Genomic DNA, 16,238 nt, shown 5'->3' on the forward strand with positions numbered 1-16,238 from the left:
CTGGCTCGGGATGTTCCCGATATCCTGCTGGCTGAGCATTGTTTGGCCGCAGAGCGGACAATCCGGGGGTTGGAACTGTTGTTGCAGGTGGCTGAAGATGCGTTGCGCCGTTCTGCCCTGCGTGCTCCGCGTTCAATGCTGGAACGTGTTCTTGCGCTATCTGCGGAGCTGGACCAGAGCGGCAAGCGGGATCTGATCCAGCTTAGAACGATTTCGCTACTGGGGCCTCTGGTCACCTTGCTTGATGGCCACCGGTCGGCTTCGGCTTTGTATGAGACTGGCAAAGAACTATATTTTGCTGTCCACGCGAGTGAGCGTGCGCCTTTCTTCCCGGTACTCTGGGGATGGTGGTTCACTGCCGGTGACCTGATCGAGCAGACGCGGCGATCCGAAATTCTGATACGAGATGTCACGCCGGATGCCGACAGAGAGTCCAGGCTACAGGCCTTGCATTGTGGCTGGGCGACGCTGTTTGACGGTGGCGCACATGATCGCTGTTTGACAGCGATTACTGATGGCCTGTCGCTCTATGACACCGAAACAGCACAGCGTTCGCGGTATAAATATGGCCATGATGCCCGGGTGTGCGGGCTGGGCGAGCGCACGTTGAGCGCGTGGTTGACCGGCCAGCTGGACCTGAGCGCGCAATCCATTCAAGCGTGCGAGGAATGGGCCGACGAGACTGGGCATTTGCCATCACGCCTGCACGCGCTGGACATCGCGATGCAGGTTGCGTTCTTCAATCGGGATCCATCAGGAATTGACCGGGTTTTGTCCAAGATCGAGTCCATATCGCAGGCCGATGCGGTCCCGGTCATCGCCGCAAAACGACAGATCTTTCGGAGTTGGGCGCGGGTCAGGAACGGCGGTGATGCCGACATCGAGGCCGTGGAACAAGGTTTGCACGCACTGCACGGGTTCGGTGTTTTGGAGGACACGCCTTTTTATGCGGACATCGCAGCGGAAGTGCGGGCCCATGGCGGAGCGTCCTCGCGCGCGGTCGGGCGACTTGAGGATGACATTGCTGACGCAAAGGCAACCGGTCTGACCTTCTGGTTGCCGGAGCTGCTGCGCCGCAAGGCCGTTCTGACCAATGGTGCAGCTGCCGAAGCCGCACTCGATGAGGGCTTTCAGATCGCGCAAGCCCAAAACGCGCAAATGCTGGCCCTGCGTAATCTCTCAGCTCGGATTGACCTGGGATTGGCGATCCCATCGGATCAGGTCGCGACAATGGCCGAAAAGATTGGTCACGTCTCAGATTGCAGGCTGCGCCGGCAGGTCGCCAATGCGCTGGGAATCTGATCCGGTCGCCCCAATCGTGTTGTCCTCGGCATTGGAGGGCGATCCGTCCCACGGTCTCGAACCAGGGAGATACTGGAGCCGGCTCCGCCCACATCTCAACCGCTTCGGGATCAGCCGCGTTGCCGACATCACCGGGCTGGATCGGATTGGCTTTCCGGTAATGCAGGCCGTGCGGCCCTGGGCGCGATCGAATGCAGTTACGCAGGGAAAGGCCGAAAGCCCGGAGGGCGCCGCAATAGGCGCAGTTCTGGAGTGTCTGGAGATGGCGGCGGGTGAGAATCTGGACCGGCTGCCGTTGGTCCCTTCAGGGGATACGGGGCTGTGGTCGGACCTGGCGCCGGGTGCCAAGTGGCCAACGGATCAGACCCCGTTTGTCGCGGCTTGGGATCTTGCGAACGACGAACCGGCGGCGGTGCCGCGGGACCTGATCTGCACGAATTTCTCACTGGGTGCAGCGGCAGAGGCTGCACCGATATTGCGTCATTCGATTGGCTTGAGGGCCGGTGCGACTCTGGGCGCTGCGCTGATGCACGGGTTATTGGAGTGCATCGAAGCGGATGCACGGATCAGGCGTGAGTTTTTGGGTCGGGCCGACAGATTTGCGTTGGATGAAACGCACTCAGCCTATGGCCCATTGTTGTGTCGCCTTGCGGAATTGGGGATGCGCGTGGTTGTGAGAAATCTGTCGTGCAATGATAGCGCCTGCGTGATCCACGCATCCATAATGGAGGCGTCGGGTGCCTCGTCGCTGCCGTTACCGGCGTCCGGATATGCCGCGCGAGCCTGTCCGCATGCCGCGATAGCGGCCGCTTTGGCTGAGGTTGTGCAAGCCCGTCTCGCGGTCATTTCCGGGGTCCGCGGGACATTACTCAGAGGTTATATGCGCACGGCTACAGCCGGATCGAATTGGAAGCGGAATGGGCGCGCCATGGGCCTGGCGCAGCTAAACTGGCCGCAGAAAAACCCGTCCAGAATATGAGCGTGCGCCAGCTTTCCTCTCAGGTGGGACCTGTCTTTGCGGTGCTACTTTTTTGGGATCCTGATCTGCCGCTTGCCATCACCAGAGTCGTTGCGCCGAGTCTGATCGCGGACCCCCAGAGGATTGCACCACAGCCATGACCCAGCCCGGAACTCACAGTGAAGAACGTCCCGTGGTGTTTCTTGGACCCAGCCTGGGTTTGGACGAAGCCCGGACAATAGTTGAGGCTGACTTTCGGCCTCCGGCAGGTCAGGGCGATATCTTTCGTGCCTGCGCGAGTGCTCCGCCAGCCATTGCATTGATCGACGGGATTTTCAAAGACGCCCCTACCGTGCGCCATCGGGAATACTCTGGGCCCTGTCGCAGGGCATTCCCGTCTTCGGCGCGGCCAGTATGGGGGCCTTGCGGGCTGCGGAACTTTGGCGTCAGGGCATTATCGGCGTCGGTTTGATCTTTCGCTGGTATCGGCGCTATGCGCTGTTGCCCGACGATGCAGTTGCGGTGGCTTTGTTGCACAAATCGGCCGATGGGATTCACTGTGTGAATCCAGCGTGATAGCTGAGGTGGCATGAGCAGTTGGTCCCCTAGGAAGTACAAGACCAAGAACTGGCCTTCGTACAACACCGCGCTGAAGCAACGCGGTTCACTTTCGATCTGGCTTGATCCCGAGATGGAATGGTGCCCGCCCGCAACCGGTAAGCGCGGGCATCAACCGGAGTACAGCGATGCCGCGATCCAGGTTTGCCTCACATTGAAGGTGCTGTTTGGGATGCCGCTTCGCCAGACCCCGGCTTCGTCGAAAGCTTGCTGCGGCTGGCAGGGCTCGGCTGGAAAGTGCCAGACTTCAGCACCCTTTGCCGTCGTCAAAAGACGTTGAGCGTCTCCATCCCATATCGTGGCGGAACTGGGCCGTTGCATCTGCTGATTGATGCGACCGGGATCAAGGCTGAGGGTGAAGGAGAATGGAACGCGCGTAAGCATGGCGGGAGCAAGAAACGCCTGTGGCGCAAGCTTCACCTCGCAATGGATGAGGAAACCCTGGAAATCCGCGCGGTTGGTGTCACGACAAGCAACATCGGCGATGCCCCAATGCTGCCCGACCTGCTGGAGCAAATCCCACCGGATCAAGAGATTGCCACCGTCACCGCTGACGGGGCTTACGACACGCGAAGATGTCACAATGTGATTGCTGCTCGGGGAGCCGCTGCCATCATCCCACCGCGCAAAAATGCCCAGCTTTGGAACCCAACCACGGCGGGCGCCATCGCGCGAAACGAAGCCGTAAGAGCCTGCAAATATCTCGGACGGGCATTGTGACGAAAGTTGAGCGGATATCACCGACGAAGCCGCGCAGAGACAAAGATGAACTGCGTCAAACTGCTTGGCCAAGGCCTCATGGCACACGACTTTGATCGGCAGATCGCTGAGCTTCAGGTCCGGATTGTCGTGCTCAACCGTTACACGGCTATTGGCATACCCGTCACAGAGCCTGTAGCATAAGTCCGTCTCGGGTAAGGGGAAATCCGCTCAAAACCCGATTTGTGCAACAAAGCCCCGCTGAGGTGTGCATCCGATCATCGCCGCGCCGGAAACGCTGCGTTGCTTCTAGGAGTGCCGTGCCTTTCTTGCTTTGGAAAACTCCAACATCACGGCAATCAAGCGTACCCCCATCCAGAATGGTATTTACTTTGCAGCACAGGGGTGTTGGGTGGCAGCATGATCCCTATCTTCTGTCATGACACGAGGGAGCCCGAGGCATGACCGATACCAGCGTGGCCCAGCCGAGGTCCGGCAGATTCTTTCTGACCCAGCCGGACGAGTTCGATCTGGACAACAAATACACCGAGGCCGCGCTTGAACGGCACAAGCGCGAGGGGTTGGAACTGGCGGTGCGCGCGCGCTGGATCGCGATGGGCCTGACCGCGGTCCTTCTCGTCTATCTCAACCCGAACTGGGACGTTCTGTATTATCACTTCATCCTGGCCCTGATCTGCGCCAATGGCTGGCTGATCCGTCGGGCGGGCCGGGTCGGGCAGTCGCGGGTCGAGTTGTTGCTGATCTTTTTCGATCTGTTGATCATGACGCTGGGAATGGTGGTCCCCAACCCCTTCAGCGACGATGTACGGCCCTTGGCGATGCAATACCGGTTCGATAACTTCCAATATTTTTTCATCATTCTGGCCGCTGGGACGCTGGCTTATTCGTGGCGCACCGTGATTGCCATCGGGTCATGGACCGCTGGCATGTGGACCATCGGCTGGATCGCCGCATGGTGGTTTGCCACACCCATCCCGGGACTGAGCGAGCAGGTGTCCAAGGCCTTTGCCGGGTTTCCCGACGTGGCAGAGTTTCTCGATCCCAACAGCTTCATGATCCCGCAACGCATTCAACAGGTCATCGTCTTCATGATGGTCGCGGTCACCCTCGGCGTGTCGATGCGGCGGCTGAACCGCCTGTTGATGACCAATGCCGGGCTGGAACGGGAAAGGGCAAATCTCTCGCGCTATTTCTCGCCCAATGTGGTGGATGAATTGAGCCAGAATGACGAGCCGCTGAAACAGGTCCGTAAAGAGAATATCGCCGTGTTGTTCATCGACATCGTGGGTTTCACCAAATTCGCGGCGAACCGGGACGCCTATGAGGTTATCGAACTGCTGCGCGGCTTTCACGCCAGGATGGAGACAGAAGTCTTCCGACATCACGGTACCCTGGACAAGTATCTGGGCGACGGTCTGATGGCCACCTTCGGCACGCCGGTCGCGGGCGAGCGGGACGCCACCAACGCGCTGGCCTGCGCCCGGTCGATGGTCGACGTCATCGAACGCTGGAACCTGGAGCGGCGGCGCGCAGGTGATCCCGAAATCCAGGCGGGAATAGGGCTGCACTACGGTCAGGTGGTGCTCGGTGACATCGGTGCCAACCGGCTGGAGTTCGCGGTGATCGGCAATGCGGTGAACGTAGCCGCCAAGCTTGAGGCCACGACCCGTGACTTGCAGGCGCGCGTTGTCATCAGCGATGCAATCCGGACGCAGACACTGGCGGAATCCGCCAAAGAGGCAGATTTGCTAACGGGCTTTGAGTCTCACGAAAACCAGGCCGTTCGGGGTTTGGAGGCGCCGATGACTGTCTGGTCTCTGGATTGAGGCAAGCCTTCGCTCACACCGCGGTGGGCTGAGTTTCATAGTGAGACGCGATCCGGGTTTTCTGGTATGCTGACCTTCTGAATTTATTTTTGATGATTTTAGGAGAGCGCCATGAGCGACTTTATTATTCTGCGCAACAAGAATGTTGGCCGGACATTTGAGGAAGGCCTCGGTCCCAGAAACCTTGCAGCAAGCGACGCACCCGAGCCGGAGCTGAGCGTCGAATCTCTGGAAGGGACGGATATCCGAGACGCGCAGGCCGATCCCGAAGTCGTCGAAATGGCCCGATCGATGCCCACCCGTTTGATCGAACCGACAGAAGGCGAGGCACCGGCCGGGGCTGAACCGACCTGGGGTGTGACTGCCGTGGGGGCCGACACGGCAGCCGAGGACGGGTCCGGTGTTCGGGTCTGCGTGCTTGATACCGGCATCGACGCGGGCCATGCGGCGTTCGCCGGGGTGAACCTGATCGAGCGGGATTTTACCGGATCGGGGAATGGCGATGTGCAGGGCCATGGCACCCATTGTGCCGGAACCGTCTTTGGCCGCGACGTGGACGGCACTCGCATCGGTGTGGCGCCGGGCGTGACGGATGCCCTGATCGGTAAGGTGTTGGGCAACGATGGAAGCGGGCAGTCGGACTGGCTGTTTCAGGCAATGAACTGGGCCTCGGACAACAATGCCAAGGTGCTCTCGATGTCGCTTGGCTTCGACTTTCCAGGGCTGGTCGAACGGCTCATCGAACAGGACGTGCCGGAGCTGCTTGCCGCGTCGATCGCGCTTGAGGCGTATCGGATGAACCTGCGCGTGTTTGACCGGATCATGGACCTGATGGCGGCCCGGGCTGCGTTCAATGGTGGCGCCGTCGTGTGTGCGGCCACCGGGAACGAGTCGCTGCGTGACGTAAACCCAGATCTGGAGGTCAGCGCCTCGCTACCGGCGGCTGCGCGCGGGATCGTCTCGGTGGGTGCTGCGTCTCCGAACACCGGTGCCGGGTTCGGGATCGCCGATTTCTCGAACACCAACCCGACGGTCAGCGCGCCGGGGGTAAACGTGCTGTCGGCCAATGTCGGTGGCGGCCTGCGTGCGCTGAATGGAACCAGCATGGCAACGCCGCATGTCGCCGGACTGGCCGCGTTGTGGTGGCAGCGCGCCGCCAACAGCGGCTTCCCGGCCACAAGCGAGGCGGTCAAAGCGCGGCTGCGCACGGCCAGCGATCCCAGCGTTTTTGCGCCCGGGATCGAGATTCCGTTGCGCGGGGACGGGATGGCGCGGGCGCCGAAACGGCCCTAAAACGGGTCGCGTTTGATCGGAATTGTGAACCCGAAGGCATCGGCGAGACAGCGTTTGCTAAGCATAACGCGTTCGCTACTGCCGGAGGATGCGATTTACCGCGACGGGCTCTGACGCGGCAGAGCGTTGGCGGCCTTGTTGTAGGGCCGCCAGTCGGTGATCTCGGGATAGTACCGCCGCCGCCAGGCGCGCACGCGCGGGTTCATCACGCCGCGCCAGAGCGGCGGGATCATCGCCGCAATGGTCATCACCGGATAGCCGTAAGGCAGCTGTGGCGCGGCATCATCCGTGTGATTCTGCAGCAACGGGAACCGGCGGTCGGGTTTGTAATGATGGTCCGAGTGCCGTTGCAGGTTGATCAGCAGCCAGTTCGAGGCCTTCTGCGCCGAGTTCCACGAATGCCGGGGGCGGACATGCTCGTATTTGCCGTCCCCCAAATGTTTGCGGGTCAGGCCATAATGCTCTACATAGTTCACCAGCTCAAGCTGCCAGATGGCGGTGCCCGCCTGCACCAGAAACAGGCCCAACCCGGCCCAGCCACCGATCAGCAGCGCCAGCAGCAGCATCGCGCCCTGCAGCGCCCAGTAGCGCCAGAACGGGTTTGACGGATCGGTCCACGGCAGATCCCTGCGGGCCAGTTTCTCGCGCTCGGCGCGGAAGGACGAGTGCAGGCTTTGGCGCAGCACTCGTGGATAGAAGCGGTGAAACCCCTCGTTATACCACGCCGTCACCGGGTCGCGCGGGGTGCCGACATAGCGGTGATGGACGAGCAGATGCTCAGACCGGAAATGTGAGTAGAGCACCATCGCCAGCAGGATATCGCCCAGCCAGCGCTCGGTCCGGCCCTTCTGGTGCATCAACTCATGGCTGTAATTGATCCCGATCGTGCCCGACAGCACCCCCATGCCAAAAAACAGCACGATCTTTTCGACCGTTCCCAGATGCGTGCTGTGGGCGGCATACCAGATCAGGCCGAACAGGGTCAGGAACTGGATCGGAGCCCATATCTGCGTCAGCAGGATGTACCAGTGCAGATCGTCGTCCGGCGTGTCAGGGTCCGCGTTCTGCAACTCGGGTCCGGTCAACCCGTCCAGCACGGCGAAGGCCCACCAAGTCGACAGCGGCACCAGCACCAGCCACCAGCCGCCCGCCATTGCCGACAGCCAGATCAGCGGGACCAATAGCAGAGAGATCCAGAAGGGCAGGGCGGTTTGCCAGCGCGACAGGGTTTCGGATGCGATCATCGTTTTGTTCCAGAGCTTTGCGGCGGCAGTTTACTCTCAGTTTCAGTCAGTGCCCACCGGTCTATTGGCCGCGCCAGAGATCATAGGCCTTGCGCATCACCGTCGGCAGGTCCGAGGGGCGGAACGCGTGTTTGCCGATGATCTGCAGCCCGTCCGGTTCCAGATCGTCGGGCAGAACCGCGCTGCGCAGATGCAAGATCAGGTGAAAGTGGGTGAAGGTATGGCGAACCTCGCCGGTCAGAACCTGCCAGCCCGCCTCAAAAGGCGGCATCTCGACCGGCGTTTCGGACCAGTGCGAGCCCGGCCAGCCCAGCATGCCCCCAAGCAGGCCCTTGTCAGGCCGTCGCTCCAGCAGCACCGCCCCATCGGCCCGGCGGGCAAGATAGGCGTATCCATAGCGGGTTGGCTTGGGCTTTTTCGGGCTCTTCTTCGGCAGTTCAGGCGCCGTTCCAGCAAGCCGCGCGCGGCACGGTTCTCGGAGAGGGCATATGCCGCAGGCGGGGGATTTTGGGGTGCAGATCGTGGCACCTAGATCCATCACCGCCTGCGCGTAATCTCCGGGACGGATCGCCGGTGTCAGCGCCTCGGCATACTGTTTCAGCAGCGGTTTCGAGCCGGGTAGGGGCTCGTGAATGTCATGAAACCGAGCCGTGACCCTCTCGACATTGCCATCCAGCACGGTCTCGGGTCTGTCAAATGCAATGGCAGCGATGGCGGCGGCGGTATACGGGCCGATGCCGGGCAGGGTCAGTAAGGTATCGTAGCTGTCGGGAAACTGCCCATCGTGCTCCCGCGCAACCACCCGTGCGCATTTCAGCAGGTTGCGCGCGCGGGCATAGTAGCCAAGCCCGGCCCATTCGCCCATCACGTGCTCATCCGGTGCCGCGGCCAGCGCCTCGACCCTGGGCCACCGGGCTGTGAAGCGCTGGAAATAGTCTCGCACTGCCGCAACAGTGGTCTGCTGCAACATGACCTCGGACAGCCACACACGATAGGGATCGGGCCGCACACCCGCCGCACGGTCCGCCGGGCCCACCCGCCACGGCATCTTACGCGCATGCAGGTCGTACCAGCCCAGCAGCGCCCCGCTCACATCGAATTCAACGTCGTCACGCAAGTTTTATTCCTCTGCCCGTCGGGTTTCGCTGGCACCCGGCCAGACGCTCACTACAATAGCGCCTGAGGAGTCGGAAACCAGATGCCGCCCAGACGTTCCACCACCCGCGGGTTCAAACGCACCGCGACGCTGCTCAACGACCAGATCCGGCGTGCCGGGGAAAGCCGGGGCTTTGCGGTGTCGCGTTTGCTGACACATTGGGCAGAGGTCGTGGGGCAGGACATCGCCGCCATCGCGCGGCCCGTCAATGTGGGCTATGGGCGCGGCGGGTTCGGGGCCACGCTGACCGTGCTGACCACCGGGCCGCAGGCGCCGATGCTGGAAATGCAGAAGGAACAGCTACGCGCCAAGGTGAACGCCGTCTACGGCTACAACGCCATCAGCCGCGTGCGCATCACCCAGACCGCTCCGACCGGATTTGCCGAGGGGCAGGCCAGTTTCGAACACAAGCCGAAACCGGCAAAACCCGAAATCGCACCCGAAATTGCCGCCGAGGCGAGCAAGGCCGCCGGAGACGTGCACGACACCGATCTGCGCTCTGCCCTTGAACGTCTGGGCCGCAACGTTTTATCCAAGCAAAAACGCTGAGAAAGGGCTGAGAATGACCCGTTTTGCAACCGTAATCTGTGCGGCCGTCGCCATGGCGGCAGGCGCCTACTGGCTGACTCAGTCGCCCTCGAACACGCCTGCCAATCCGCTGATCGGCAGTGCCGAGGCGCAAGAGGCCGATATCGACACCTCGACCATCGTCGAGATGGTTCAGGGTGCAGACGACGCGCCGGTCGAGATCATCGAATACGCCTCGTTCACCTGTCCGCATTGCGCGTCGTTCCATGACGGGCCGTACAAGCAGCTCAAGAAGGATTTCATCGACACCGGCAAGGTCAAATTCGTCTACCGTGAGGTCTACTTTGACCGCTACGGGCTGTGGGCCTCGATGGTGGCGCGCTGCACCGGGCCGGACAAGTTCTTTGGCCTGACCGATCTGATCTTCAAGGAACAGTCCAACTGGGCGCGCGCGGGCGGTCCGTCCGAGATCGTGGCTGCGTTGCGCAAGATCGGCCTGAAGGCCGGGATCAGCAACGAGCAGCTGGATGCCTGTCTGCAGGACGCTACACGGGCGCAGACGCTGGTCGCCTGGTATCAGGAAAACGCCGAGCGTGATGGAATCAACGCGACGCCCAGCTTCGTGATGAACGGCAAGAAAGTGGATAACCAGTCTTATGCCGAATTCAAGAAACTGATCGAAGCGGAACTGGGTAGCTGATGACGGCACCGCTTGCCGGTCTGAAAGTCATCGAACTGGCACGTATTCTGGCTGGCCCCTGGGCCGGCCAGACTTTTGCCGATCTGGGCGCCGAGGTCATCAAGGTGGAATCGCCCGCAGGCGATGACACCCGCGCCTGGGGCCCTCCGTTTGTGACGCGGGGCGAAGATGTCTCGGCCGCGTATTACCATTCGGCCAATCGGGGCAAGGCCTCGGTCACAGTGGATTTTTCGACCCCCGAAGGGCAGGCGCAAGTGCGCGAGCTGGTGGCGGATGCCGATATCCTGATCGAGAACTTCAAGGTCGGCGGGTTGAAGAAATATGGGCTGGACTATGACAGCCTGAAACGGGTCAACCCGCGCCTCATCTACTGCTCGATCACCGGGTTCGGCCAAACCGGGCCTTATGCGCACCGTGCGGGCTATGATTTCATCATTCAGGGTATGTCCGGGCTGATGTCGATCACCGGTGAGCCCGATGGCCAGCCGCAAAAGGCAGGTGTGGCGATCACCGATGTCTTTACCGGTATCTACGCGGTTGCGGGGGTTCTGGCGGCACTGCACCAACGTGAGAGTACCGGGCGCGGGCAGCATGTGGATATGGCGCTGCTGGACGTGGCGGTGGCCGTCACCGCAAATCAGGCGCTGAACTATCTGACCACCGGCAAGGCGCCGGAGCGGATGGGCAACGCGCATGTGAACCTCGCGCCCTATCAAGTCTTCGATTGTAACGACGGGCATATCATCATCGCCACCGGCAATGACCGGCAGTATCAGCGGCTCTGCCGGGTGCTGGGCCTCGATGATATGGCAGAGGCGCCCGAGTTTCTGCGCAACAAGGACCGGCTGGCCAATCGCCGGGTGATGATCGCGCGGCTGAACGGGGCGACGGCGCAATGGGCCAAGCTCGATCTGCTCGCCGCTTGTGAGGCGCAGGGCATCCCCGCCGGGCCGATCAACACACTGGACGAAGTGATGGCCGATCCGCAGGTTGTGGCGCGCGGGATGCAGATCGAGCTGGACGGGGTGCCGGGCGTGCGCTCACCCTTTGTCTTTTCGGATGCGGACCTGGCTCTGCACCGGCCCGCGCCGAAGCTGGGCGAAGACAGCTAAGGCGCAGGCGCGGCTGCCAGCATCATCGCGCGTACCTTCTCCGCCTCGGGCACATGCAGGCGCACCGGCAAGGTGATCACCTTGCTGCGGAATGCGGGTGGCAGGCGCACCGCGTCCTTTTCGGTCGTCACCATCTGTGCGCCAAGCAGCTTCGCCTCATTCTCCAGCCGGGTCATCATTGCAGTCGTCAGCGGTTGGTGGTCGTCCAGCGCCTCGGCCCGTAGCACCTGAGCGCCCTGCTGGCGCAGGGTGCGAAAGAACTTGGCCGGGTTGCCGATGCCCGCAAAGGCCAGAACCGGCGTGCTGCTCCAGTCCATCCCGGTCTGCAATGCGCGCACCTCGCCAGTGGAGTGAGGCACGGTCAACCGCACGCCCCAGACATCAGAAAACGCGCATTGTGCCTCCTCGTCTCCCAGCGACAGCACCAGATGCGCCCGCCGCAATCCGATATCGACTGGCTCGCGCAACGGTCCGGCGGGCAGGCACAGCCCGTTGCCGAAACCCTGGCCCGCATCCACCACGATTAGCGAGAAATCCTTGGCCACGGCAGGATTCTGAAACCCGTCATCCAACACGATCACAGTCGCCCCGCCCTGTGCCGCCGCACGCGCACCGGCGGCCCGATCCTTGGCGACCCAGACCTCGGCAAAGGCGGCCAGCAGCAGCGGCTCGTCGCCCACCTGGTCGGCCTTGTGTCGCCCTGGATCGACCTGCACCGGCCCGTCGAGCGAACCGCCATAGCCGCGTGTGACCACATGCGGCTCGTGCCCGGCGCCGCGCAGCTGTTCCACCACCCATATCGCCGTGGGGGTCTTGCCGGTGCCACCTGCGTTCAGGTTACCGACGCAGATCACCGGCACCTGCGCCCGGAACTCGGCGCCCGAAGCCAGCCGCCGAGCCGTGGCACGGGCGTAGATCTTGCCCAGTGGTGACAACAGCCGGGCGCGCCAGTCCAGGCGGTCCGGGCCGGTATGCCAGAACTCAGGTGCCCGCATGTTCGGCCCTCCGCCTGTCCAGCCGGTCCTGCACCATGTCGATCAGCTGATCGGTCAGTTGCGCGCCCTCGCTGACCACTTGCCAGCCCGCCAGAGCCACGCTGGCCGCCTGATCGGGCGACAGCAGCTCGACCACGCCCTTGCCCAACTCTTCGGCGGTTCGGACCTGACGCGCCGCTCCGGCATCGGCCAACCGCTTGTATATGTCCGCATGCTCGCCAACATTGGGTCCGTGGATCACCGCCGAGCCCAAAGCCACCGCCACTAGCGGATCCTTGCCGCCGGGGCCGGGTTCCAGTGAACTGCCGACGAAGGTCAGAGGCGACACCCGGTACCATAGGCCCAAGTCCTCGGGGTAGGCGGTCAGGATCACCTGCGTGGTGTCCTCGATCTCATCGCCGGCATCCCAATTGGCGCAACGCAAATCCATTGTCTCGAGCCTCTTGCGCAGCGGATCAGCCTCGGCGCCGTCGGCGACATGAAGGATCAGCACCATCCGATGGAGCAGCCGCAATGCATGACGATGAGCGGTCAGGACCGATATGAACTCTTTGTCCTGAACCCAGGCGGCCAGCCATACGGGCCGGCTTGCAAGCGCGTGATTGGTTTCGATCAATTCGTCCTCGGGCCACGGGGCGGGGTTCGAGCTGACGCGCAGACGCGCCGAAATCGCGACCTTGGCATACATCACGCCTAGCCGCCGGATCTGCCGGGCGGTTTCGTCATTCGTGACCAGAATGGATTCGAAACACTCCAACGTTTGTCGAGGCAGATCGGGCAGCCAGCGTGGCTTATGCGGGACCAGTTCCTGTGTATCGACTTCAAGCAGCACCATCGGGATATCCCGGCCCGCCGCGTCTGAAATCAGGTTGGGCAACAGACCCGCACCGGACCATAGCCCCATTTCGGGCCGCCAATGATCGAGAAACCCGCGCACGGCGCCTGCGTTGTCCTGCGGCAGCGGAACCAAGGGTGAGCAGCTTTCGCCCCACTCGCCCAAGTCGGCGTCGGAGGGCCCGGTCAACAGCACCGAGAGCTCTGCCCGTTGCGCCAGCAGGCGGCGGCACAGGTCGTTCAACGGCGCAAGACGCTCGCGCTCGCTGACATGCACCCACAGAAGCTCTCCATCGGGTCGTTGCGGCGCCCCATCGCCGTTTTGAGGCGCGCCGCGCCACGACAACACGCGGTAGGCCGCGAGGCTGAGTGAGCGAGACCGCGCCACGGGATCAGCCCGCCCCTGTCCGGGTTTGTAAGGTGAGCCCGGCCTTCTGGCCGTCGGCAAGCGTACCTCCATCGGTGCCCGCAAGCGGGGCGTCGCACGTGCCGTCAAGGGCAGGGTGCGCGCGATGGGTCAATGATCGCTCCTTCCAGTCCCGCAGAGGTGCGGGGTTGCCGGCAACCTACGGTTTTCATTAACGAGGTCAAGTTTTTGCGGTTCCGGGAATGCCGGTTCCAGCGGGGTCAAGCGCGTCGCTCAACTGCTGGTGCACGCGCGTTCCCGCAGCGACGATCCCGTTCAGCCGGGGGTGTGGATTGTTGAACCGAAGGGGCTGCCCGGTGCGATCCGTGCACCGTCCCAACGCCTCACGCAGGATCAGGTCGCCGGCGGCGATATCCCATTCCCAACTGGGGCGCAGGGTCAGCATTCCGTCGAACCGCCCCTGTCCCACAAGCGCCATGCGATAGGCCAGTGACGGGCGATACGCGCGCGCGAAATCCGGCGCGCTACCCTGCCGCCAATGTCGTGGGTCCAGGTTGGGTTTTGCGGCCAGTATCTCGGCCTCAGCCAGCGTCGCTTTCTGCGAGACCTTGATCGGTTCGCCGTTCAGCGTGGCACCCTGGCCGGTGGCGGCGGCATAGAGCAGGTCGCGTTGCGGCAGATAGATCACCGCCGCTGTCACGATACCGCCCTGCGCCACCGCCAGCGAATGCGCCCATGTGCGGGACCCTTCGGCAAAGCTGCGGGTGCCGTCGATAGGGTCGACGATAAATACCCTCTCACAAGCCAGCCGGTCGGTACTGTCCTCGGTCTCTTCACTGAGCCAGCCATAGCCGGGACGGGCGCCCGGCAGCCGGTCTTCGAGCATGGTGTTCACGGCCAGATCGGCCTCGGTCACTGGGCCCGCGTCCCCGGGTTTGTCCCAGCGCTGCGCCGTGCGCCCCGAGTACCTTGTGGCGATGCGCCCGGCCTCGAGTGCGGCGTCGATGAGTAGGGGCAGGTCAGTTGCCGGCAAGGGTCATCCCTTCGATCAGCAGCGAGGGGACGACGCGCGAGAGATAGGTGCGCGCATCGTTCGCCGGGACGATCCGTTTCAGCATGTCGCGCAGATTGCCTGCGATGGTGCATTCGTTGACCGGATGAGTGATCTCGCCATTCTCGACCCAGAACCCCGAGGCGCCCCGCGAATAGTCGCCGGTATTGGGGTTGATGGTCGAGCCGATCATCGAGGTGACCAGCAGCCCGGTACCCATGTCCCGCAGCAGGTCCGCGCGGCTTTTGTCGCCCTGCGTCAGGCCGAGGTTCCAGTTGCTGGGCGAGGGCGGTGCGGACACGCTGCGCGCCGCGTTGCCGGTCGAGGTCATCTCAAGCTTGCGGGCGCTGGACAGATCCAGCGTCCATCCGGTCAGAACCCCGTTCTCGAAAATCGCGCGGCGGCGGGTCGGCAGCCCCTCGGCATCGAACGGGCGCGAGCCGGCGATGCGTGGGCGATGCGGGTCTTCGATCAGCGACAGATGCTCGGGCAGCACCTGCTCTCCCAAACTGTCCTTGAGCCATGAGGCGCCACGCGCAATCGCTGCGCCGTTGGCGGCGGCCACCAGATGACCGATCAGCGAAGAGGAAATGCGTTCATCGAACAGAACCGGAAAGCTGCCGGTCGCCGGCTGCCGGGCGCCGACCAGTTGCGTCGCCCGCTCGCCCGCTTTCCGACCGATCTCGGAAGCGCTGCGCAGATCCGATTGAAAGGTGCGACTGTCGCCGTCGTAGTCGCGCTCCATGCCGGTGCCAGTGCCCGAGATCGCCACGCAGGAGACTGAGCGGCTGGTCCGAGCATACCCGCCCGAAAACCCGTTGGTGGCGGCCAGATGCACCCGGTGCACGCCATAGCCCGCCGCGGCGTCCGACACCTGCGTCACACCCTCGACTGCCATGGCCTCGGCCTCGGCGGTCAGGGCATCCTGCATCAGCGCCTCGGCGGAGGGTTCGGGGGAGGCGTCGAACAATTCCAGTACGTCCGCGTCCCAGTCCTGGGCCACTTGATCCGCAGCGGCCAACCCGGCAAACGGGTCCTCGGGCGCCTCCCTTGCCATCGCCACAGCTCGCTCGGCCATGGATGTCAGCGTGTCGGGACGGCTGTCCGAGCTGGACACGATGGCCTGCCGCTTGCCCAGCAACACCCGTAGCCCCAGATCGGCGCCCTCGGAGCGTTCGGCATGTTCCAGCGCCCCGCCGCGCACCTCGACCGAAACGGATGACCCTTCGATCACGATCGCATCGGCGGCCTCAGCCCCCGCCTTGCGGGCGGCGTCCAGCAGGGCTTGGCTGATCTCTTCGGGTGTCCGGGTCATGGGGCCTCCGTTTCCTTGATTTGGACCTAGCCGCGCCTCATCCGTCCTGCAAGCCCCTGGGCCTGAAAAGAATGGTGAGGTCAGGTGCGCTCATCTCGTTGAGCTGCGGCAAAAGCAGCGTGCGACATGGCGCGAGAACTTGGCTGCTAGCGACAGACTGATGCTGCGTGGCCGAAAACCAAAATGGGCGGCACCTGCGCGCCGCCCATTCTTACCTTG

General features: G+C 63.0%; 14 protein-coding genes and 1 pseudogene. 9 read left to right on the plus strand and 6 right to left on the minus strand.

What is annotated here, in order from left to right; translation table 11 throughout:
- The first annotated feature begins 69 nt into the window (after positions 1 to 69).
- The 6 genes and pseudogenes from GOX53_RS14050 to GOX53_RS14075 all read left to right on the plus strand — a co-directional run bounded on the left by GOX53_RS14050 (position 70) and on the right by GOX53_RS14075 (position 6,717).
- Entirely contained in the window at positions 70 to 1,302 is a 1,233-nt protein-coding gene (locus GOX53_RS14050; protein ID WP_171177377.1) for a hypothetical protein, read from the plus strand.
- Entirely contained in the window at positions 1,286 to 2,281 is a 996-nt protein-coding gene (locus GOX53_RS14055) for a YcaO-like family protein (RefSeq protein WP_171177379.1), read from the plus strand. Before GOX53_RS14050 ends, GOX53_RS14055 begins: the two co-directional genes overlap by 17 nt.
- Positions 2,282 to 2,578: 297 nt before the next feature.
- The gene (locus tag GOX53_RS30295; protein WP_371810315.1) at positions 2,579 to 2,836 is read left to right on the plus strand and encodes a TfuA-like protein; all 258 of its coding nucleotides are present in this window, start codon (positions 2,579 to 2,581) and stop codon (positions 2,834 to 2,836) included.
- 13 nt (positions 2,837 to 2,849) lie between these two features.
- Positions 2,850 to 3,781 (plus strand): annotated as a pseudogene (locus tag GOX53_RS14065) (IS5 family transposase).
- 257 nt (positions 3,782 to 4,038) lie between these two features.
- Positions 4,039 to 5,424: an adenylate/guanylate cyclase domain-containing protein gene (locus GOX53_RS14070; RefSeq protein WP_171177381.1), complete on the plus strand. Its 1,386-nt coding sequence runs from the start codon at positions 4,039 to 4,041 to the stop codon at positions 5,422 to 5,424.
- Positions 5,425 to 5,535: 111 nt separating this feature from the next.
- On the plus strand, positions 5,536 to 6,717 hold the full coding sequence (locus GOX53_RS14075; protein WP_171177384.1) for a S8 family serine peptidase: 1,182 nt from the start codon (positions 5,536 to 5,538) through the stop codon (positions 6,715 to 6,717).
- Positions 6,718 to 6,812: 95 nt separating this feature from the next.
- Here the strand turns inward: GOX53_RS14075 and GOX53_RS14080 are convergent, their stop codons facing one another.
- Together GOX53_RS14080 and mutY are read right to left on the minus strand one after the other, a co-directional pair.
- Positions 6,813 to 7,961 carry an alkane 1-monooxygenase gene (locus GOX53_RS14080; protein ID WP_171177386.1) on the minus strand — a complete coding sequence of 383 codons (1,149 nt, stop codon included), beginning with the start codon at positions 7,959 to 7,961 and terminating at the stop codon, positions 6,813 to 6,815.
- A 61-nt stretch (positions 7,962 to 8,022) separates the two neighbouring features.
- Positions 8,023 to 9,078 carry an A/G-specific adenine glycosylase gene (gene mutY, locus GOX53_RS14085; protein ID WP_171177387.1) on the minus strand — a complete coding sequence of 352 codons (1,056 nt, stop codon included), beginning with the start codon at positions 9,076 to 9,078 and terminating at the stop codon, positions 8,023 to 8,025.
- Between the two features lie 81 nt (positions 9,079 to 9,159).
- On the opposite strand from mutY, the gene GOX53_RS14090 reads away from it, so the two are divergent.
- Genes GOX53_RS14090 through GOX53_RS14100 form a run of 3 tightly spaced genes read left to right on the plus strand, consistent with a single transcriptional unit; the run spans position 9,160 to position 11,457 of the window.
- Positions 9,160 to 9,666, plus strand: a complete 507-nt coding sequence (locus GOX53_RS14090; RefSeq protein ID WP_171177389.1) for a DUF721 domain-containing protein — start codon at positions 9,160 to 9,162, stop codon at positions 9,664 to 9,666.
- A 13-nt stretch (positions 9,667 to 9,679) separates the two neighbouring features.
- Positions 9,680 to 10,345, plus strand: a complete 666-nt coding sequence (locus tag GOX53_RS14095; RefSeq protein WP_171177391.1) for a DsbA family protein — start codon at positions 9,680 to 9,682, stop codon at positions 10,343 to 10,345.
- On the plus strand, positions 10,345 to 11,457 hold the full coding sequence (locus tag GOX53_RS14100; protein WP_171177393.1) for a CaiB/BaiF CoA-transferase family protein: 1,113 nt from the start codon (positions 10,345 to 10,347) through the stop codon (positions 11,455 to 11,457). Before GOX53_RS14095 ends, GOX53_RS14100 begins: the two co-directional genes overlap by 1 nt.
- Here GOX53_RS14100 and lpxK read toward each other — a convergent pair.
- The 4 genes from lpxK to GOX53_RS14120 form a co-directional block, all read right to left on the minus strand.
- Entirely contained in the window at positions 11,454 to 12,452 is a 999-nt protein-coding gene (lpxK, locus tag GOX53_RS14105) for a tetraacyldisaccharide 4'-kinase (protein WP_171177395.1), read from the minus strand. The two genes, GOX53_RS14100 and lpxK, sit on opposite strands and share 4 nt — an antisense overlap.
- Positions 12,439 to 13,674 carry a 3-deoxy-D-manno-octulosonic acid transferase gene (locus GOX53_RS14110; RefSeq protein ID WP_371810309.1) on the minus strand — a complete coding sequence of 412 codons (1,236 nt, stop codon included), beginning with the start codon at positions 13,672 to 13,674 and terminating at the stop codon, positions 12,439 to 12,441. The genes lpxK and GOX53_RS14110 overlap by 14 nt, the downstream gene beginning before the upstream one ends.
- Positions 13,675 to 13,873: 199 nt before the next feature.
- Complete coding sequence (locus GOX53_RS14115; RefSeq protein WP_171177397.1) at positions 13,874 to 14,686, minus strand: 3'(2'),5'-bisphosphate nucleotidase CysQ; 813 nt, start codon at positions 14,684 to 14,686, stop codon at positions 13,874 to 13,876.
- Complete coding sequence (locus tag GOX53_RS14120) at positions 14,673 to 16,019, minus strand: TldD/PmbA family protein (protein ID WP_171177398.1); 1,347 nt, start codon at positions 16,017 to 16,019, stop codon at positions 14,673 to 14,675. Before GOX53_RS14120 ends, GOX53_RS14115 begins: the two co-directional genes overlap by 14 nt.
- Between the last annotated feature and the right edge of the window lie 219 nt (positions 16,020 to 16,238).

The sequence above is a fragment of the Ruegeria sp. HKCCD8929 genome, assembly GCF_013031405.1.
Classification (GTDB): Bacteria; Pseudomonadota; Alphaproteobacteria; order Rhodobacterales; family Rhodobacteraceae; genus Ruegeria.